The following is a 19230-nucleotide window of genomic DNA, read 5'->3' on the forward strand; positions in this document are numbered from 1 at the left end:
CGTCGTTAAAAATTAATTTATTATATAGTCCAATTTAGTTAAATTGGACTATATTTATTTCCAGTCCTTATGAAGCACGAAAATGTAATACTCGTTGATACTAATGATGCCGTGGTTGGCAGCATGGAAAAATTTGAAGCCCATCAAAAGGGCTTATTGCATCGGGCATTTAGTGTTTTTTTATTTAATGACCGGGATCAGCTTCTCCTACAGCAAAGGGCCCTGGATAAATACCATTGTGGCGGGCTTTGGACAAACAGCTGCTGTTCGCATCAACGCCTCGGAGAGAGCAATCTGGACGCTGCAACGAGACGCCTGACAGAAGAGCTACGGATTGAGGCAACAGCGCTCTATGATGCCTTTTCATTTGTATACAGCGCCCGATTTGACAATGGCCTTACCGAACATGAATTTGATCATGTCCTGATTGGAAAATTCAGTGGAGAGCCTGATTTTAATCCGGCAGAAGTCGCCGCTGTACAGTATATGGGTCAACAGGAAATCGAGGACGAAATCACGCACTTCCCTGAAAAATTTACTCCTTGGTTCAAGCTAATCTATCAACGTGTATTTGAAACCTATGTAGAGAAATACAAAAAATAAGATTCAAAAAGGCCTACGGCGAAAAAGTATGCCGAAGCCTTTCCCCTTCCTATCGTGGCTAAAATTAACAACGCTATAATAAGAGCGCTATGAGCTGTCGATTCTGAAAATAAAAAGGAGCAATTCCTTCACAAATTGCTCCTTTCAAGTTTATATCGTTGTCCTCCCTAGAGATACTTTTTATAGATAGAATACATAATCTTTAAATCGTTTTCCCCTAAAAATGCCGTATTCACATCTTGTTGGATATAATGGAGTTTAAAAGCTTTTATTGCCGCATCCAGATTACTGACATCATAACCAATGATACGTAACGCCATTTTCGGATTGAAGTCAATAGGAGGTGTTTCCAAAAATTCTTCGTACCAATAGCCAAAGCCCTGATCGGCCAGCTTTTTCCAAGGGAATCGTGACGGATCATTTTTACGTGTAGGGGCAAGATCCATATGGCCAATGAAATTTGCCTGTGGAATCTTATAGGTATTTTTTAAATAAGTCAATAGTTGTATCAACGCATTTACCTGCGCATCCGTCCAGGGATCTGTTGTCCCATTATTATCCAGTTCAATACCTATGGACGAAGAATTCAGGTCGGTATCATTTCCCCATTTCCCCAGACCGGCATGATGCGCACGGTACAGATCATTCACCATCTGCACAACCTTACCGTCCCTACCAACAACATAATGTGAACTTACGCCTGCTTTTGCAGAATGAAAGGTACGAATGGTCTGCCCCAGAGAATCCTGAGCAGTGTGATGAATAACCACAAAATTAGGCTTTCGGACACCAAAATTGATGGAGGCAATCCACTGCTGATCTTTCACATTTACTTTTTCCAGCTGCCCGGAAACAGGAGACTGACGATATAAATTAGAAAACTCCTTCGCTTGATTCTTATATACTTTCTCGGTCTTCGCATATTTATTGCCCGCACAGGATGTAATCAATGCCGCAGCAATAAAGAGATTGGATACTGATGTTATCTTCATATCGAAATGTTTCAACACAAATATACTTCCAAAATACCATATCAGGGCGATTGTAGCTTAAATTGATACAATATTCTTCCGTTTCTGCGGCGCTTTTCATGAAATCATTTCTTATTCACAGGCCCGATTGTTTTCCAACATCAGCTGATCATCAAAAAAGTCCAGACGGAACATCTGGACTTTTTGAGATCGTTATAAGGTATTGATATTTTATTTTAAAGCGCTTACATTCAATTTACCCATAAATGCCTTTAGCTCATCCAAACTATACCCATTTCCTCTTAATGTGATTAAATAACGGTCTTTTTCAAGATAACTGATTTCAGAACTCTTTGGTGTTGAACCTTCCACACCTTTGTTATCGGTAGTTTTTGCCCGCTTACCTTCAAAATCACCTGTTTTTTCTACTTCCGTATCAGTAATATTTTCTGAATCAACCATAAAACCCATCTGTGCGAGACTAACAATAGCAGAAGCCGTCTCACCAGCGCCATCAATAATGCTTATTTTAATATCCTTTTGATCATCGACGGTATATGTTGCATCCCCAGAAATGACACTGACTCCATACATAGAACCCGCAGAATAAGATGTTCTTTTCAAGCCGTCTAAACTTTCTGGAAGAAATGCTTTTAACTCCTCCGAACTCAACGGTTTTTCAGATTTTAGCTTGGCCTGGAGTTCCTCCATTTTCTTTGCTCCGTCAGTCAGGTTATCTAGATTAGACACCCCCTTAACCACATCCGAGATTCCCGTACTTGTTTCATTTTCATCCGCCGAACCATCCTTGGATTCGTTACGGTTTCCGCAACCTGCGATCAAAATAGCCGCGCTCAATAAGAGAGACATTACGCTCAATTGTCTTTTCATGATTATCAGTTTTTTTAGATAAAACGTTAGAAAGATAAAAAAATGATTTAATAGGCACAACTATTAAAATATAGCAGTAAAATAGTCTGATCCGTTCTTCTCCAACTTATCCCCAATTCGTCTTCCACTAAAAGTCAATACATTTTGGACAACAACAATATAATGGCTTTCTCTAAATTCTCAGTAAAAATAGAAGCCCCCGTAATACGGAGGCTCTATTTTTATATTATTTTCGAAGCCAATTATGCTTCGGCATATTCCTCGATCGAAGGACATGAGCAGATCAATGTACGGTCTCCCTGAGAGTCGTTTACACGGCCTACAGAAGGCCAGAACTTACGTTCTCTCACGTATTCCAACGGATAAGCAGCCGTTTGACGACTGTAAGGTCTATCCCACTCATCTGCGGTAACTACTGCCGCTGTATGCGGAGCATGCTTCAAAACGTTATTTGTCTGTTCAGCTTCTCCAGCCTCCACTGCAGCAATTTCCTGACGAATAGCAACTAATGCATCACAGAAACGATCTAATTCCGCTTTTGATTCAGACTCCGTCGGCTCGACCATCAATGTGCCTGCAACAGGGAAAGAAACTGTTGGCGCATGGAAACCATAGTCCATCAAACGTTTCGCGATATCAGCAACTTCGATACCTACATTTTTGAAACCCCGGCAATCCAAGATCATCTCATGCGCACAACGGCCATTGCTACCAGAATAAAGTACTGGATAAGCATTTTCCAAACGCGCCTTAATATAATTTGCATTTAATATTGCTGTCCGTGTCGCATTTGTCAAGCCTTCACCACCCATCATCGAAATATAAGCGTGGGAGATAATCAAGATTGATGCTGAGCCAAATGGTGCCGCCGAAACAGCTGTAATTCCTTCTTCTCCTGAAGTAGAAACAACTTGATGGTTTGGCAAGAAAGGCACTAAATGTTTAGCAACACCGATCGGCCCCATACCCGGGCCACCGCCACCATGTGGAATACAGAATGTTTTATGCAAGTTCAAGTGACAAACGTCAGCACCAATATGCCCCGGACTAGTCAAACCTACCTGTGCGTTCATATTTGCTCCGTCCATGTATACCTGACCGCCATTGGCATGAATGATTTCACAAACTTCAATGATTGATTCCTCAAATACACCATGCGTAGACGGATAAGTCACCATTAAAGAGTTCAGATGAGCAGCATGCTCTTCCGCTTTTGCTCTTAAATCTGGTATATCAATGTTTCCAAGTTCATCACATTTTACCACGACCACTTTCAAACCAGCCATTGAAGCCGATGCAGGGTTAGTACCGTGTGCAGAAGCTGGAATCAAACAGATGTTACGACCATGATCGCCACGGCTCTCGTGATAAGCACGGATAACCATTAGCCCCGCGTATTCACCCTGTGCTCCTGAATTTGGCTGGAAGCTCATTTTAGCAAAACCTGTGATCTCTGACAACCAATCGTTCAATTCACCGATCATCTGCATATAACCTGAAGTTTGGTCTGCTGGTGCAAATGGATGTAATCCACCAAATCGCGCCCAGGTAACAGGGGTCATTTCAGCTGTGGCATTTAATTTCATTGTACATGAACCCAATGGGATCATCGAATGGCAAAGCGATAGATCTTTTGCTTCCAATGATTTAATATAGCGTAACATTTCATGTTCAGAATGGTAGCTATTAAAGTTTGGATGAGTTAAGTACGCTGAGGTACGAACCAATTCAGCAGGGATCGAAGAACTTAAGTTTTCTTCTAAGGTATCGAAATCTACATCGTTCAATGTCTTGCCCTGAATTTTTGCAAACACTTTTACGATTGTTTTGATATCTTCATAAGTTGTTGTTTCATCAATCGCAATGGAAACCTGTGAACCATTGTAATAGAAGTTCAACTCATTGTTCAACGCTTCAGATTTTAATGCGCCCGCATGTGCACCTAAATCCACACGTAGGGTATCAAAGTATGCGGTATTCAATTGGGCATAACCCAATGATTGTAAAGCCTGATCCAACAAATTGGCTAAAGCATTGATACGGGATGCAATATTTTTAATTCCTTCGGGGCCATGGTAAACAGCGTAGAAAGAAGCCATAATCGCCAATAAAGCCTGCGCCGTACAGATATTAGAAGAGGCTTTATCACGACGGATATGTTGCTCACGAGTTTGTAAAGCCATACGTAAGGCGTACTTTCCATTCGAATCAGAAGTTACACCAATGATACGTCCGGGGATATTACGTTTGAAGCTATCACGCGTCGCGAAGTATGCGGCATGAGGTCCTCCGAATCCCATTGGTACACCAAAACGTTGTGAGTTACCGACAACAACATCTGCTCCCCATTCTCCCGGAGGAGTCAACAGCGCCAAGCTCATTAGATCGGCAGCAGCACATACCGTAATGTTTTTACCGTGTGCAGCCTCAGCAAATGATTTGTAATCAACGATTGAACCGTCTGCCGCGGGATATTGTACAAATGCTGCAAAAACATCATCTGTCAATTCCGATTCTTGAATAGCAGTGATTTTTAGTTCGATACCGAAAGACAGGGCACGCGTTTTCAATACATCTATCGTCTGTGGATACGCATTTTCAGAAACCAAGAATACATTGGCATCTTTGTTTTTACGCGCTGAGTAAAGCATAAACATTGCTTCAGCCGCAGCCGTGGCTTCATCCAATAATGAAGCGTTTGCAATTTCCAATCCAGTAAAATCAGAAATAACGGTCTGGAAGTTTAACAGTGCCTGTAAACGACCTTGTGCAATTTCCGCCTGGTAAGGAGTATATTGCGTATACCATCCCGGATTTTCAAACACATTGCGTTGAATTACACCCGGAAGGATCACGTCATAGTATCCTTGACCAATAAAAGATTTAAAAACTTTATTTTTTTCTGCAATTTCCGCTATCCGCTTTAAATAGGCAACCTCAGACAATGCTTTTGGAAGATTTAAAGGTTTTGGCGCACGGATTTGAGAAGGGACCGTTTGGTCGATTAGCTGGTCAATTGACGTTACGCCCAATTTGGCCAACATTTCATTCGCTTCAACTGGACTTGGGCCATTGTGGCGACTTTCGAATTTTTCTTGGAAGTGTATATTGCTCATGTGTGCAAAAAGTTAACGCTTATAGACAGTTAGCGACATAATAATTAGGTAATTAACTCTCTTATAAACAGTCGTTTTTTGGATGAGCAAAGATAGCAAAATAAATGACTGAAAACGAAGCAAAAAAGTGTATAAAAAGTCAGTTTTAACAACGCGCAGATATGCAATCGATTGTCCTATATGCATTAAAATTCAAATAAAAACAAACAACCAAAGTTCATGTTGAAAATATACCAACCAAATCAAAGATAACTTAACAGAATAATAAAAAATGAAAGATTATGCTGCTATTTTTCAACCGCCATTTTTTCTTTTTGAAGATATTCTTTTTGCAATGGCGCTGATTTTTCAATACATTAGTATAAGTACCAATTGTAAAGTGATTTCTGACACTGTTCAATGATTCAAAGGGATTTCACAATATTACAGCATCGCTGAAAAATCGAAAAGAGAAATCGGGCTTTTACTGCAATGGGACTCTAAAAATAAGCATATCATTCTTTTTAACAAATATAAACCAGGGAAGTAACGATTATAAATCATGAGAAAACAGGTAACAGACAGTGTACTCCTAGTGAGACCCTCTGTCTTCCGCAAAAATGAGCAGACCGCAGTCAATAATTTTTTTCAAAAGGACATTGAAAACTTAAGCGGTGAAGATGTAAATAGGGAGGCACAAAGTGAATTTGATGCCCTTGTCAATGAATTAAAATCACACGGCATTTTAGTGACGGTCATTCAGGACGATGAAAAATCGGAAAGCCCGGACAGCATATTTCCGAACAATATCGTCTCTTTTCATCAGGACGGAAAAATTATCTTTTATCCGATGTTTGCCCCCAACCGTCGAAAAGAGCATCTATTGGACTTTGAGGGCCCATTGAAACAAAACGGTTACTATGTAAAGTTGATTAAAGACTTAAGTGAGGCCGAAAATAACAGACAATATTTAGAAGGGACCGGGGCCCTTGTATTGGACCGAACACACCGGATTGCTTATTGTGCACTGTCGGAACGTGCAGACCGCAGCATGTTGGACGAATACTGCAGAACAGAAAATTACACTCCGATCGTCTTTCATGCATTTCAGACAGTCAATGGCGAACGCAGACCTATCTATCATACCAATGTGGTATTGGCCGTGGGAGAAGATTTTGCAATCTTATGTCCGGCTGCGATTGATAATCAATCCGAACGGGAAGGGTTGTTAAAGAAACTAAAAGAGACCGGAAAAGAAATCATCGAGATCAACGAAAACCAACTGGAAAATTTTGCGGCAAACTGCCTTCAGGTCAGAAATAAATATGGAAACCGTTTTATAGTATTAAGCGATAAAGCATTATCCTCATTGACCCTTTATCAAACGGCACAATTGGAAAAACATGGAAAAATCATCCATCAGGATTTACATGTTATCGAAACCTGTGGCGGAGGTAGTGTCCGCCATATGATGGCGGAAGTATTCCTTCCAAAAGAAAAAGTGATGAATGCTTAAGGCATTCATCACTTTTTGAGACTCAAACTCCATCAGCATGCAGCTATTGAACCTCCTTTAGTTACTAATTTGTTGGATCTTTCTTGTATCTGAACCTGGTATTACATCAGACTTTTGCCTCTTTATTGTTATTTTTTGATTCAATTTCAAAAGGACACGGCTATCTAGTCAGATCGCCGTGTCCTGCTTTTCTAAATGTTTAGAAAGAATAACGTAAGCCCAGCTGGAATTGGTATGGGTTGCCGGAGGGGGTAACGATACCTGAATTGTTTACATTGTAATTGAACTGCTGCTTGGCAACATCAAAAGGGATCAGCTTTTCCCCAGCAGCATCTTTCCCGCCTAACGCATACAGATTTTGATTGCCTAGAGACTCATTTATGCCCCAAGTTTTCTTAAATAAGTTGGCAACGTTGAAAAGATCACCCGATATTTCCAATGCGTGGTTCTTATATAAATTGAATTTTTTGGCAATTCGTAGGTCGATCAAACCATAAAAACCATTCACCCCACCATTACGTTCTGCTATTTTACCCTGATATTTCTTGATATAATCTTTAAGACTCTGACTCGCTTCCGGGTTATTCAACAGATTATTCAACCCGGTGACCAGCTGCTTTGAAGTGTTCGGATTATTCGGGTCAAAGATAAAGGCCAAATCATTGTCCCCGGCGACAAAGTCTCCATTGATGTTACCGCCTGCGAGTAAACTATACCGTGTCCCGCCGATACCCGAGTAGCGAACGCCGACACTAACCCCGTAAAATGTTGGCAAAGTTCCGTAAATAACAATCTTATTGCGGAATTGATTGTTCGAATAGCTCATTTTGCTCAAATCGCGAGGATCATCTTTCACAGCTAAGGATAAGGTAGCCGTATTGGCCACATTCCCGTTGAAGGATGTATTGTCTTTCGCATCGTTCCAGGTATAACTAACCGAGATCGTTCCATCCTTGTAATACTGATAACTTGCATCGAATACGACAGCAAACTGATTGACTTTGCCCTCAGAATTCAATTCCAAAACCCGGCCAAATTTATCTGAAATCCGTCCTTTTTTCCAGTCAGGAGCTCCATCAACGATGGATCCCGCAGGAACGAATACACCTCTATTATCTTCATTTGCCAGTCTAAAGAAAGGATCTTTCACCATATTACGATCGACATACATATAATTATTACGACCCAAATTCATATATCCTGAAAGACTCGCTTTTAGCTTCTCCGTAAAAAAGTGGGTGTAGGAAATATTTGCTTTATACACGACCGGGATTTTGGCATCGGGACCATAAGTATTTATGGTCGGGACCTGAAACTGGGCTAAAGTGGGTGTGGATGATGGATCCTTTCTGTAGCCGACAAAATTTGGTGTAGGTACATCCGCACCGCGAACATCAACAGTAGCAAAATGCTTCCCATCGAAAGTAAGGTTATTGATCGTCATATAATTATTGATATCCGATGCAAATATACCTCCCCCCACTCGAAAGAAATCTTTTCTTTCTTCGTTCACATCCCAGGTCATTTGGAAACGCGGTTGTACCACAAAAGACTTGAGTTTATGATCTGTACGGACACCGACTTCTCTTAGCAATTCTTCATTTAGAGGAGAGGTAGGATAATGTCCGTAATCCAATCGTAAGCCGGCGACCAGGTCCAATCCCTGCGCTAGCTTGGTTTGCAATTGTCCATACACACCGGCATTGAATATCTTACCGACCACAGCCGGATCACTCACCAAAGGAACTTCACGATAGTAAGCATACGGCTTCATGTCGTCAAAGTTCTGCATAGCCGTTTTTCCATCACTTGGTCTAAAGTGGAAGCGCCCATTGACCTCACTCCCGTAAATGGAATTGGCATGGGTATACATCAGATCCACACCAAAGGTGTAATTGATGTTGTCGGTGCTGTAATAGATATTATCGACAAGCTGAAATACATTATTTTTAAAAGATTCCTGCGCAAAACGATGTCCCCCCAATTGCAATGTGGTCTTTTTATCTTCCCCGGCAACTTTGGAGATCGCATCTTCTACAATTGCACGTGGAATATTCTGACCCGGTAAAAGGTCTCCCGGGCTACTTTTCTGATAAGTATAAAGATGTTGTACTTTTAACTCATTGGTTACCCTCGGGGAAATGGTGGTACGCAAAGTAGCCAGTAGGCTGTTGTCAATATTCTTGTCATTTCCGTAAGATTCATACAAAGTAATTGGCTTGTTGTCTTGTAGCCCAAGCTTATTGTTGTCACTTGTAAAGTTATTACGGATTGTCAACAAGTTATTATCATTGATTTGCCAGTCAATACGCCCAAAAATCGCATCGGAGCCTCTTTTCTTGTCAAAGGCACCATATTGGCGTTCGTTCCCCAATCCGTACTTTTTCCGCCCAATATTGACAAATTCATCCAATGTCGCGTTTGTAACATTAAACCTTTTTTCATCGGCTTCAGAGTTGATATCAGCAATAATCAAGGGACGGGAGTCTTGCTGATGATCCCAGGCAACAAAGTAATGGAGCTTGTCTTTTATAATGGGACCGCCCAAAGTAAAGCCATATTGATAAGTGGAAAAATCGTTGCTGCGTTTGTTCCCCCGAATATCGTATGGACTTGACAACCAGTCTGCTCGCGAATATAACCAAGCACTCCCCTGTGTCTTATTTGTTCCTTGTTTTGTCACTGCACTGACCGTCCCCCCTCCGGCTCTCCCATAAGTCACATCATATTGGTTGGTCACGACTTTAAACTCCCGGACTGCTTCAATAGAAATTGAAAAAGGAGCGCCACTCCGACTTGTTGTCGAACCTGCTGAAGTCGGGTTCTTCGCATTCATCCCGTCTATCGTAAAATTGGTAGAAGACCCGAGCTGACCACCGATATTATCGCCTTTGCTTAATGGAGACAGATCCATTAAAGAGGTAAAGTTACGGCCATTGACGGGTAATTTCGCAATATCCCGGGCTGTAACCGCTGTTGCAGCGCCCAAGTTCTCTATCTTATTCTTGAGGGTGCTTACACCAGTCAACTCAACTGTTTCCAGTACATTTGAAGCATTCTGAATCGGAATATCTAACCGGATCATATCCCCTTGGTTTAACGTAAAGCCTGAACGGATCTGCTCACCGTAACCGATATAAGTCACTTTAATGATGTACGGACCTCCCAATGGAAGCTCCTTGAAATTGAAATCACCATTGGCATTGGTCGATGTTTTGGTGGTAAAACCTGTCGATTCGTTACGAACCTCTACTGAAGCTCCATGAACCCCTTTGTTATTCTCGTCTGTAATTTTCCCGGAAAATCCTGCCTGGGTTGTTTGCGCATACAAACCTGTTCCTATCGCAATGGCACAAGTCGTAAGTAATATTTCTTTCATTTAGTTGTTGGTTGTGATATGGCATCAAAACTACTTCGACAGTATTAACAGAAGCTAAATGAAATATTATGAAATTATAAACAAAACATCACAAAGCAATTTAAGGAAAAATAACGAAGCAAAAAGCAAAGACAAGAGGGAATTAATCATAAAAAAAGTCAGTGAAACACTGACTTTAATATAAGATTGTAAATTTAAAATCCAGGGGATTAAAGTATTTATAAAGATCTCTAAAGAGGTTGTCACCATATTTTACATACAACAGGGCGAAGTTTTCCGATCGCTCCTGTAGTCCCCCTCCGGGAAAGAGCTTTTCTTTTACATTGTCTATATCTGCCAATGCATGCTGATGGTTTCGTTTTTCTGCTTTCATCAGCTTTTTTTCCAGGTTATTCATCGCCTTTTTCAAGCGAGCCTTTATCGCCTCCGTGCTGGGTCCCAGACTCGGATCGATTTTGTGCGTGCGCAATTTTATCTTTCCAAAGATCGCATTCAGTTCCATCCATTCATCATTAAGGTTTAATCTCTCTTTGGTATGACGACGTACATACTCCTTCTTCAAAACCTCTGCTGGCCGGAAGATGCTTTTGAAGGTTAGATCAACACGAAAAAGCTTCGCGGCCACATTATCGTCGGTAATCATTGCTGAATTTCGCGGAATCAGGATGGGGAAGTCTATTTGGTACTGATCAAAATTAGATTTCAGTTGCATCCAATAGACCATTTCAGCTCCACCGCCGATATAAGCTAAATTAGGAAGGATAATTTCCTGATACATCGGACGCATCACCACATTTGGACTAAAACGCTCAGGATGGGCATCTATTTCTTTTTCCAGCTCTTCCTTGGTAAAATATATGTTTTGATGCAGAACCTCATATCGGCCGTCTGCAGTCAGCACCAAGCGTTCTCTAAATTCATCCGTCAGATAAAAGAAGTTGATCTCCCGCGCATGTACCTGTGTAGAAAACCCGTTTGCTTCCAGTTCTTTCGACCTGTCCGTGATCGCTTTAAAACTATTTTCGGATAAAATATCCGTTTTGATAATCGGTTTAAATAACTCCTTCAGTGCTTTATCATCTGCATCAATAATCAAAAGACCATAGGCTTTAAAAAGTTCGTTTACCATATAGCGTGTTGCGTCAGCCAACCTCGAGTGCTTAAGGTATGCTTGCTCCACAATATCCGTGAGTTTAGCAGAATTGTCAGAAAGACCAAGGATATTAGTGTATTGCTTTACTGCATCGACAATTGAAGCTGTATCCATACGCCCTGTCGCCGACACTGGTGGTGTCTCCCAGGCAATTTTCTTTCCGTAGACTTTTGTATGATTAATTTCTTCAAAATCATGATCCTCAGTTGCCATCCAATATACCGGGATAAAATTTTTGTCCGGATGTTTGGCATGTAAGTCTTCGGATAGACGTATTGCCGTCATGATCTTAAATATAAAGTACAAAGGCCCTGTAAAGATATTCAGTTGGTGGCCCGTGGTAATCGTATAGGTATTCTCCTGCAACAATAAATCTATATTTTCGGCGACGGCGGGAGACCCCTGCAACAATGTCGCATATTGAGCTTTTAGGCGCTCCACGAGAATGGCACGGTGGTCAAAATGTTTTTTTTCGTGCAATTGCTTTTCAAAACCGTCAAATGTAGGCCAGTGTCCAACAAACGGTTTCAGCGTCTCGTCATGAGCCAGATAGGCCAACAATGTTTTGGAGAAACTATTTGTCTCACTATATTCGATATAAGTTGCTTTCATATATGCTTATTGTACGATATACAAATGTATTTAGTTTGAGCGGACAAAATACTGATTTTTAATAAAAAGCCCATTCCACTTTTAAATTATATCATTCTATTGACAAATGTCCAAATAAAACCTTCATACTTTCACAGACACCAACAGCGACATAAATCCACAGAAGTTCTTTCCCGACGGTTCAAAAAAAGAGCCTCCCTTGTATTCCGGGAGGCTCTTCCGTATATTCTTAATGACCTTCATCGGTCAACCGGATATTATATTTTGACAATTTGGCCATAGAGATCGAAATCTTCCGCACGGTCGATTTTTACCTGAACAAAATCGCCGATTCGTGCATAAGAATCCGCCGCTGAAATCAAGACCTCATTATCCACTTCCGGAGAATCATATTCTGTTCGCCCGATAAAATAATCTCCGTCCACACGATCGACTAATACCTTATATGTATTGCCCACTTTCGATTGATTAATATCGTAAGAAATTCCTTGTTGAACCTCCATAATAGCCTCAACTCGTTCTTCTTTTGTTTCTTGTGGAACATTGTCCTCCAATGTATGCGCATGGGTTTTTTCCTCATGGGAATAGGTAAAACAGCCCAAACGGTCAAAACGAGTTTCTTCCACCCACTCCAACATCTCTTGAAAATCCTGTTCCGTCTCGTCGGGGTATCCACAGATTAATGTCGTACGCAACGCGATATCAGGCACTTTGTCCCGGATCGCATTGACAAGGTCAATCTGTTTCTGTTTGGTTGTCCCTCTACGCATAGACTTCAACATTGGGTCTGAGATATGCTGCAATGGCATATCCAGGTAATTACAGATATTTGAACGCTCATTCATTGCATCCAAAATATCCATTGGAAACCCGGAAGGATAGGCATACTGTAAACGGATCCACTCAATACCATCCACATCGGATAAATGACGCATCAGGTCTGAAAGATTACGTTTCCCATAGATATCCAATCCATAATAGGTTAAATCTTGCGCGATTAAAATTAATTCTTTGGTTCCATTTGATGCCAAAAATTTCGCTTCCTTAACCAAATCATCAATTGATTTGGAAACATGCTTACCGCGCATTAATGGTATTGCACAAAATGAACATGGACGGTTACAGCCTTCCGCGATCTTAAAATAAGAAAAGTGTGAAGGGGTGGTCAACAAGCGTTCGCCCAATAATTCATGGCGATAGTCCGCTCCGATAGAAGAGAGTAAATCAGGCAAATCATTTGTCCCGAAATAGGCATCCACACTCGGAATTTCAGCTTGCAGTTCCGGCTTATAACGTTCCGAAAGGCATCCGGTAACAATCACCTTATTGATCTTACCTTGATCCTTTAATTCTGAATATTGTAAGATTGCATCAATGGATTCCTGTTTAGCATTGTCAATAAATCCACAGGTATTGATGACAACAATATCATTCTCCTGTATATTTGAGGCCTCATGGACAACTTCCATCTGATTACCTTTCAGTTGGCCCATCAGCACTTCACTATCGTGAATATTTTTCGAACAGCCCAAAGTAACGACGTTGACACGTGGTTTATTGATCAATGGGACAGGTTTCGTATATTTTGTCTTCATATGATTAGAAGGGTTTGTCAAGAAACAAAAAGGAGCACCTGACTAAGGAAACAAGGTTTTAAACATGTCCATTTATTTCCTCAATCTGATTAATCATCATGCACAAGCAAAAGATGACAACTTTATTTCTGACAATAATTTTAATTTTCTATTTGAAAAGGGAGTCTACAAATTCCTTTTTATTAAATAATTGGAGATCGCCTATTTTTTCGCCCACACCAATGTATTTCACCGGGATTTTGAACTGATCGGATATCCCTATAACAACACCGCCTTTGGCTGTTCCATCCAATTTCGTCAGTGCCAGAGCGTTCACATCCGTAGCCTGTGTAAACTGTGTGCATTGCTCGATGGCATTCTGACCTGTAGAAGCATCTAAGACCAACAAAATTTCATGTGGAGCGCCGGGAACGACTTTTTGCATGACATTTTTTATCTTGGTCAATTCATTCATTAGACCAACCTTATTATGTAAGCGGCCTGCCGTGTCAATAATACAGACATCTTCCCCATTTGCAACAGCAGACTTAACCGTATCATAAGCGACCGAAGCGGGATCCGAACCCATTGCCTGTGCCACAACGCGCACGCCAACACGCTCACCCCACAGTTTAAGCTGATCCACAGCTGCGGCGCGAAATGTATCTGCAGCACCTAACACGACTTTACTTCCAGCTTGTTTGAGCTGATGGGCAAGTTTGCCTATTGTTGTCGTCTTACCAACACCATTCACTCCGACGACCATAATGACATAAGGCTTATGATCTCCGTAATTGAAGTTTTCAAAATCTGAGCTGTTATTTTCGGCAAGTAAGGTCTGAATCTCTTCTTTCAGTAAATTGTTTAGCTCTGAAGTGGAGACATATTTATCTCGGGCAACACGCGCTTGTATGCGGTCTATGATTTTTAAAGTCGTCGTAACCCCCACATCAGAAGTAACCAAAACCTCTTCCAGATTATCAAGCACATCGTCATCTACAGTAGATTTACCCACTACAGCTTTCGTTATCTTGGAAAGAAATCCTTCTTTGGTTTTTTCCAAACCCTTGTCTAAGGCTTGCTCTTCTTCTTGTGTTTGCGGCTTTTTCTTAAAAAAATCAAATAATCCCATGGAGTGTTTAGTGAAAATTGATGTCCAAATATAAACAAATGTCCTCAACAAAAAAAGCCCTTTCGGTAGGATACCAAAACGGCTATTTTTATCGAATTCTTTTTAAAGAAAAACTTTAAAAAAGGAAAATGCTACTAGTTATTTTTTTGAGCTTCTGCAACTACGTCTTTCACTTTATCGTTGTGAACCATACCTTCTTTGAAAGTATACGCGCCAGTTTTTGCAGATTTAGTAGTAACAATAACCTTTGTAAATTCTTTACCGCCACCTTTTTGTAACGATGCAACTGCTTTCTTTGCCATGGTATTTTAAATATTTTTACTCAGCCCGCTATTTGCAAGTGCTAAGATGGGTGAATTACTTAATTTCTTTATGAACAGTAACTTTTCTCAATACTGGGTTGAATTTTTTCAACTCCAAACGCTCAGTTGTGTTCTTTTTGTTTTTAGTAGTGATGTAACGAGACATTCCCGGAAGACCACTTTCTTTGTGTTCAGTACATTCTAAGATAACTTGTACTCTATTTCCTTTTTTAGCCATTGTTTTACTTTATTTTGAATCCTAATATAGGATTGAAATTCATGAATAATCTTAATGTAACAGGCGATAAATCAATATTAAATTGATCCTTTAACGATAAATTTATTGATCGCAGCTGTAATACCGTTCTTGTTGATGGTCTTGATAGCAGAAGTAGATACTTTCAACGTAATCCAACGATCTTCTTCTGGAATGTAAAAACGTTTAGTTTGTAAATTTGGATAGAATTTACGTTTAGTTTTAACGTTTGAGTGAGAAACGTTATTTCCTGTTAACGCTGCTTTGCCTGTTAAATCACAAATTCTTGACATGATATTATCTTTTTTGTTGTCTTTATTACAATATATTAATCCTTTGCACTCTCTGCAAAGAGTTTGCAAATATCTATATTTTTTTTTAGATAAGCAACAACATTATGGGAATTATTTTTAAAAATAGTTCTACACAGGAACGGTACGGGCAAAAATAAAGCATTTTATTGTATTATATTTGCTCTGTAAAGAAAAATAGTTTTCAACAATTCACATTTATGAACAAATATCTTCGCAAGGGCCTAAGAGAAATAATCATCGGCACGTTGTTCGTTATCCTAGGTTATTACCTGATGGAGCAACGATCTAACTGGTACAAGTTAGCCATGATCATCGGAGTTATTACATTCGGTATCGGTGTCCTGACATTAATCTATCGAATGATTCGGAAAGTAGACCGCAATGCACTTATTGAAATGCGTGAAGAGGCTCATAAGGAGGAAATTCATAAAAAAGAAAAGGAAGGGGATGCTGAACAAAACTAGAGGTATCGTCTTAAAAACAACGAATTATTCGGAAAGCAGCCTCGTTGCACAGATATATACTGAATCCTTTGGTATGCAATCGTACCTCATTGCCGGCGCACGCAAGCCAAAGGCCAAAATCAAAGCCAATATCTTACAGCCTTTGCATCTACTTGAAATTATAGCAACACATAAGGACAATGGCTCACTACAGCGTATTTCCGAAGCCCGGCAGACACCAGTATTACAGGAGATACCTTACGATATTATAAAAAGTTCATTGGCTCTTTTCTTAAATGAAATATTGTACAAAATATTGAAAGAACAGGAAAGTGATCCTTATCTGTTTGAATTCATCCATCAGTCTGTCTGCTGGTTAGACGAAACACATCTCAACCTGGCCAATTTTCACTTGGTATTTTTAATCAAACTGACGCGATTCCTTGGGTTTTATCCAACGGTTTCCAAACAAGCTCTTCCTTATTTTAACCTACATGAAGCAACGTTTTCAAATCTACTGCCGGAACACCCATTCGTGCTTCAGGAACCTCACACGTCAATTTTTCGGAGCCTAACCGAAGCTGAATATTCAAATTGTGACCGCATCAGAATGTCAAGTACAGACAGGCAATTTTTATTGGAAAAATTACTGGATTTCTACCGCCTTCACCGCACAAACTTCAAGGAGATAAAATCGCTCTATATACTCGAAGAGATCTTTCGATAAAACATTTGTCCTTAGATTTTCCTTCAAAATAGCTGCCTATATCTTACTCAGAAGCAATTCACAGGCTTTTCACCTAAATAAATACTTGTTGCTTGTTCAGGTTTCGACAAAGAGCCTATCTTCAGACACTTAATATATCTATAATAATTGTTTTCCCAGATAAATTCTTGGTACATTTATTGTAACAGAATTGTGAACAATTGATTTACTAACTTATATTTTCACCTAAAAAATCTGAACGATATGGAACTTAAAGAAGCCTTTTTAAAAGTTGTTCGAGACAACTATGCAAATTTTGAGGGTAGAGCCCGCCGAAAAGAATATTGGATGTATATACTAACAGTCTTCATTATTACAGCAGTATTTGGAATACTGGGAAAAATTGCTAGCGTATTTACTTATATCTCTGGTTTAGTTAGTTTGGCTTTATTTATCCCAGGTTTGGCTGCTGCGGTTCGAAGACTGCATGATACCAATAAATCAGGCTGGTTCATATTGGTCGTCTTTATTCCATTTATTGGGTGGATTTATTTATTTTACCTATTGGTCATTGAGGGCGACAAGGGGTCTAATCAATATGGTCCGGATCCAAAGGCAGAGGAAAATGGAACAAATCACCCCTTCAATCAAGCACAAGATCCATTTGGTTCTTCACAACCGAATAACTCCTTTGGAAGTTCACAGCCTGCACAAAATGCGGGGAACAATGATGATCCGTTTGGAAATTCACAAACGCCTCCTTCACCTTCAACACCACCTGCAGATAAAGATCCATTTGCATAGGTCGTTCTAACGGAACAAAAAAAGAGCTTTCATTATAATGAAAGCTCTTTTTTGTTTTTTCGATTGCGAAATTTTCCTCAAAAGTGAAAAGTCATCGAGATCAATGTCTATGCTTCTTTTTCTGTTGCCCAGGCGCAAAATCCCTCGCGGATTGTTCTCCATAATATTTTTTTGCCTGACCTGGAGGCATACCTTTTGGTCCACGGCCATGTCTATGCCCATGATGGGTGGAATAACACGCAGACATTGAAATTGCCATCACCACAGAAAGGATCACTATTAAAGTACGTTTCATGTTAAACTATCTATTTGAAACATTTATGCAATTATCAGTCCAAATTTTTTTCAATAAAAAAGCCCATGCTTATCGCATGGGCCTTTTCACAATAAATATATCTTGAATCTAATTAGATAACTCTTACATTTACCGCATTAAGACCTTTACGGCCTTGTTCAACTTCGTAAGATACATTGTCATTCTCACGAACTTTGTCAACTAATCCAGAAACGTGAACAAAAATCTCGCTCTCGCCTGAATTAGGGATGATGAAACCGAAACCTTTGGTCTCATTAAAGAATTTTACTTTACCTTCTTGCATGGCACTATTTTATTAATTTCCCTAAAGGTATAGAAATAAAATCAAAAATCTTAACGTTTTTATTTTTTTTATCCGTTAAACTTTTTTGTCTACTTTGGCTCCAATCTTGTAGCAATGCGATAATAGGAATCGTATTATTATAATAACTTTAAGATAGTAAAACATGAAAAAAATATTATTAGGACTGGCTTTTTTAGGTTTGATGACAAAACTAAACGCTCAACAAATGGTAAATAAAGAATTTGTATCCACAGTGGGTCGCGCAGAGGAAGAAGTAACCCCAGACATCATCTATATAGATGTTACACTGAAGGAATTTTATGACAATGGAAACACCAAGAAAAAGGTTGCCATAGACAAGTTAGAAAAAGATCTCTTCGACTCTGCAACAAAAGCCGGTGTTAAAAAAGAAGATTTTACGATCCAGAATATCTGGAGTTACAATACACCGGAAAAAAAGAAAAAGGATACGGATATCCTACTTTCCAGACAATACCGAATTAAAGTAACGAACTTAAACAACTTAGATCAGTTATTGGATGGAGTTGATAAAGCAGGTATTCAAAGCACTTACATCAGTGAATACGATTACTCGAAGAAAAAAGAACTTGAAAAGACCTTAAAAACGAAAGCGGTATTGGATGCGAAAGCAAATGCGCAGATTCTTGCCGAAGCAGCAGGGCAGAAAATCGGTAAAGCGATCGTGCTTTCTGAGACACCGCAACAGATTATCTTTGGTGTTCAGCCGATGATGCGTAATGCAATGTATAAAGGCGCCATGGCTGAAGCGGCAGACGCTGCTGGTGAAAATGGCCTTGACTTAAATATCAGACCAATGAAAGTAACGAGCGAAATCAGCGCTTCTTTCGAACTATTATAA

Annotated in this window: 17 protein-coding genes; 6 read left to right on the top strand and 11 right to left on the bottom strand. The window is 39.9% G+C overall.

Translation table 11 applies throughout. The features are described from left to right. Positions 1 to 69: 69 nt before the first annotated feature. Positions 70 to 603: an isopentenyl-diphosphate Delta-isomerase gene (idi, locus tag D7322_RS16350; protein WP_121125355.1), complete on the top strand. Its 534-nt coding sequence runs from the start codon at positions 70 to 72 to the stop codon at positions 601 to 603. A 167-nt stretch (positions 604 to 770) separates the two neighbouring features. Here idi and D7322_RS16355 read toward each other — a convergent pair whose 3' ends face one another. The 3 genes from D7322_RS16355 to gcvP all read right to left on the bottom strand — a co-directional run bounded on the left by D7322_RS16355 (position 771) and on the right by gcvP (position 5581). Further along, complete coding sequence (locus D7322_RS16355) at positions 771 to 1595, bottom strand: N-acetylmuramoyl-L-alanine amidase (protein ID WP_121125356.1); 825 nt, start codon at positions 1593 to 1595, stop codon at positions 771 to 773. A gap of 210 nt (positions 1596 to 1805) precedes the next feature. Further along, complete coding sequence (locus D7322_RS16360; RefSeq protein WP_121125357.1) at positions 1806 to 2465, bottom strand: hypothetical protein; 660 nt, start codon at positions 2463 to 2465, stop codon at positions 1806 to 1808. A 242-nt stretch (positions 2466 to 2707) separates the two neighbouring features. Beyond that, the gene (gene gcvP / locus D7322_RS16365; RefSeq protein WP_121125358.1) at positions 2708 to 5581 is read right to left on the bottom strand and encodes an aminomethyl-transferring glycine dehydrogenase; all 2874 of its coding nucleotides are present in this window, start codon (positions 5579 to 5581) and stop codon (positions 2708 to 2710) included. Between the two features lie 541 nt (positions 5582 to 6122). On the opposite strand from gcvP, the gene ctlX reads away from it, so the two are divergent. After that, a complete protein-coding gene (gene ctlX / locus D7322_RS16370) occupies positions 6123 to 7076 on the top strand; it encodes a citrulline utilization hydrolase CtlX (RefSeq protein ID WP_121125359.1) in 954 nt (317 codons plus the stop codon). A 199-nt stretch (positions 7077 to 7275) separates the two neighbouring features. On the opposite strand, the gene D7322_RS16375 is transcribed toward ctlX, so the two are convergent. The 7 genes from D7322_RS16375 to rpmB form a co-directional block, all read right to left on the bottom strand. Continuing rightward, the gene (locus D7322_RS16375) at positions 7276 to 10455 is read right to left on the bottom strand and encodes a TonB-dependent receptor (RefSeq protein WP_121125360.1); all 3180 of its coding nucleotides are present in this window, start codon (positions 10453 to 10455) and stop codon (positions 7276 to 7278) included. A gap of 175 nt (positions 10456 to 10630) precedes the next feature. Next, on the bottom strand, positions 10631 to 12220 hold the full coding sequence (gene bshC / locus D7322_RS16380; RefSeq protein ID WP_121125361.1) for a bacillithiol biosynthesis cysteine-adding enzyme BshC: 1590 nt from the start codon (positions 12218 to 12220) through the stop codon (positions 10631 to 10633). Between the two features lie 257 nt (positions 12221 to 12477). Further along, positions 12478 to 13815: a 30S ribosomal protein S12 methylthiotransferase RimO gene (gene rimO, locus D7322_RS16385; RefSeq protein ID WP_121125362.1), complete on the bottom strand. Its 1338-nt coding sequence runs from the start codon at positions 13813 to 13815 to the stop codon at positions 12478 to 12480. A gap of 148 nt (positions 13816 to 13963) precedes the next feature. Then, positions 13964 to 14926 carry a signal recognition particle-docking protein FtsY gene (gene ftsY, locus D7322_RS16390; RefSeq protein WP_077436836.1) on the bottom strand — a complete coding sequence of 321 codons (963 nt, stop codon included), beginning with the start codon at positions 14924 to 14926 and terminating at the stop codon, positions 13964 to 13966. 134 nt (positions 14927 to 15060) lie between these two features. Next, entirely contained in the window at positions 15061 to 15228 is a 168-nt protein-coding gene (locus D7322_RS16395) for a DUF4295 domain-containing protein (protein ID WP_077436837.1), read from the bottom strand. Between the two features lie 55 nt (positions 15229 to 15283). Further along, positions 15284 to 15466 carry a 50S ribosomal protein L33 gene (rpmG, locus tag D7322_RS16400; RefSeq protein ID WP_002998409.1) on the bottom strand — a complete coding sequence of 61 codons (183 nt, stop codon included), beginning with the start codon at positions 15464 to 15466 and terminating at the stop codon, positions 15284 to 15286. Between the two features lie 77 nt (positions 15467 to 15543). Next, the gene (rpmB, locus tag D7322_RS16405) at positions 15544 to 15777 is read right to left on the bottom strand and encodes a 50S ribosomal protein L28 (RefSeq protein WP_046672597.1); all 234 of its coding nucleotides are present in this window, start codon (positions 15775 to 15777) and stop codon (positions 15544 to 15546) included. 218 nt (positions 15778 to 15995) lie between these two features. Between rpmB and D7322_RS16410 the strand changes: the two genes are divergently transcribed. The 3 genes from D7322_RS16410 to D7322_RS16420 all read left to right on the top strand — a co-directional run bounded on the left by D7322_RS16410 (position 15996) and on the right by D7322_RS16420 (position 17751). Further along, positions 15996 to 16262 (top strand): signal peptidase, encoded by a 267-nt coding sequence (locus tag D7322_RS16410; protein WP_121125363.1) that lies wholly within the window; start codon positions 15996 to 15998, stop codon positions 16260 to 16262. After that, positions 16246 to 16968 (top strand): DNA repair protein RecO, encoded by a 723-nt coding sequence (gene recO / locus D7322_RS16415; RefSeq protein ID WP_121125364.1) that lies wholly within the window; start codon positions 16246 to 16248, stop codon positions 16966 to 16968. Before D7322_RS16410 ends, recO begins: the two co-directional genes overlap by 17 nt. A gap of 243 nt (positions 16969 to 17211) precedes the next feature. Further along, positions 17212 to 17751 carry a DUF805 domain-containing protein gene (locus tag D7322_RS16420; RefSeq protein ID WP_121125365.1) on the top strand — a complete coding sequence of 180 codons (540 nt, stop codon included), beginning with the start codon at positions 17212 to 17214 and terminating at the stop codon, positions 17749 to 17751. A 407-nt stretch (positions 17752 to 18158) separates the two neighbouring features. Here D7322_RS16420 and D7322_RS16430 read toward each other — a convergent pair whose 3' ends face one another. Next, positions 18159 to 18350 (bottom strand): cold-shock protein, encoded by a 192-nt coding sequence (locus D7322_RS16430; RefSeq protein WP_046672593.1) that lies wholly within the window; start codon positions 18348 to 18350, stop codon positions 18159 to 18161. Positions 18351 to 18513: 163 nt separating this feature from the next. Between D7322_RS16430 and D7322_RS16435 the strand changes: the two genes are divergently transcribed. After that, positions 18514 to 19230, top strand: coding sequence for an SIMPL domain-containing protein (locus tag D7322_RS16435; protein ID WP_077436842.1), 717 nt, complete (start codon positions 18514 to 18516; stop codon positions 19228 to 19230).

The organism is Sphingobacterium puteale, assembly GCF_003627955.1.
In the GTDB taxonomy this organism is placed as follows: domain Bacteria; phylum Bacteroidota; class Bacteroidia; order Sphingobacteriales; family Sphingobacteriaceae; genus Sphingobacterium; species Sphingobacterium puteale.

Coding starts and splice junctions, on each gene's coding strand:
- idi (WP_121125355.1), top strand. CDS start 70: ATGAAGCACGAAAATGTAATACTCGTTGATACTAATGATGCCGTGGTT.
- D7322_RS16355 (WP_121125356.1), bottom strand. CDS start 1,595: ATGAAGATAACATCAGTATCCAATCTCTTTATTGCTGCGGCATTGATT.
- D7322_RS16360 (WP_121125357.1), bottom strand. CDS start 2,465: ATGAAAAGACAATTGAGCGTAATGTCTCTCTTATTGAGCGCGGCTATT.
- gcvP (WP_121125358.1), bottom strand. CDS start 5,581: ATGAGCAATATACACTTCCAAGAAAAATTCGAAAGTCGCCACAATGGC.
- ctlX (WP_121125359.1), top strand. CDS start 6,123: ATGAGAAAACAGGTAACAGACAGTGTACTCCTAGTGAGACCCTCTGTC.
- D7322_RS16375 (WP_121125360.1), bottom strand. CDS start 10,455: ATGAAAGAAATATTACTTACGACTTGTGCCATTGCGATAGGAACAGGT.
- bshC (WP_121125361.1), bottom strand. CDS start 12,220: ATGAAAGCAACTTATATCGAATATAGTGAGACAAATAGTTTCTCCAAA.
- rimO (WP_121125362.1), bottom strand. CDS start 13,815: ATGAAGACAAAATATACGAAACCTGTCCCATTGATCAATAAACCACGT.
- ftsY (WP_077436836.1), bottom strand. CDS start 14,926: ATGGGATTATTTGATTTTTTTAAGAAAAAGCCGCAAACACAAGAAGAA.
- D7322_RS16395 (WP_077436837.1), bottom strand. CDS start 15,228: ATGGCAAAGAAAGCAGTTGCATCGTTACAAAAAGGTGGCGGTAAAGAA.
- rpmG (WP_002998409.1), bottom strand. CDS start 15,466: ATGGCTAAAAAAGGAAATAGAGTACAAGTTATCTTAGAATGTACTGAA.
- rpmB (WP_046672597.1), bottom strand. CDS start 15,777: ATGTCAAGAATTTGTGATTTAACAGGCAAAGCAGCGTTAACAGGAAAT.
- D7322_RS16410 (WP_121125363.1), top strand. CDS start 15,996: ATGAACAAATATCTTCGCAAGGGCCTAAGAGAAATAATCATCGGCACG.
- recO (WP_121125364.1), top strand. CDS start 16,246: ATGCTGAACAAAACTAGAGGTATCGTCTTAAAAACAACGAATTATTCG.
- D7322_RS16420 (WP_121125365.1), top strand. CDS start 17,212: ATGGAACTTAAAGAAGCCTTTTTAAAAGTTGTTCGAGACAACTATGCA.
- D7322_RS16430 (WP_046672593.1), bottom strand. CDS start 18,350: ATGCAAGAAGGTAAAGTAAAATTCTTTAATGAGACCAAAGGTTTCGGT.
- D7322_RS16435 (WP_077436842.1), top strand. CDS start 18,514: ATGAAAAAAATATTATTAGGACTGGCTTTTTTAGGTTTGATGACAAAA.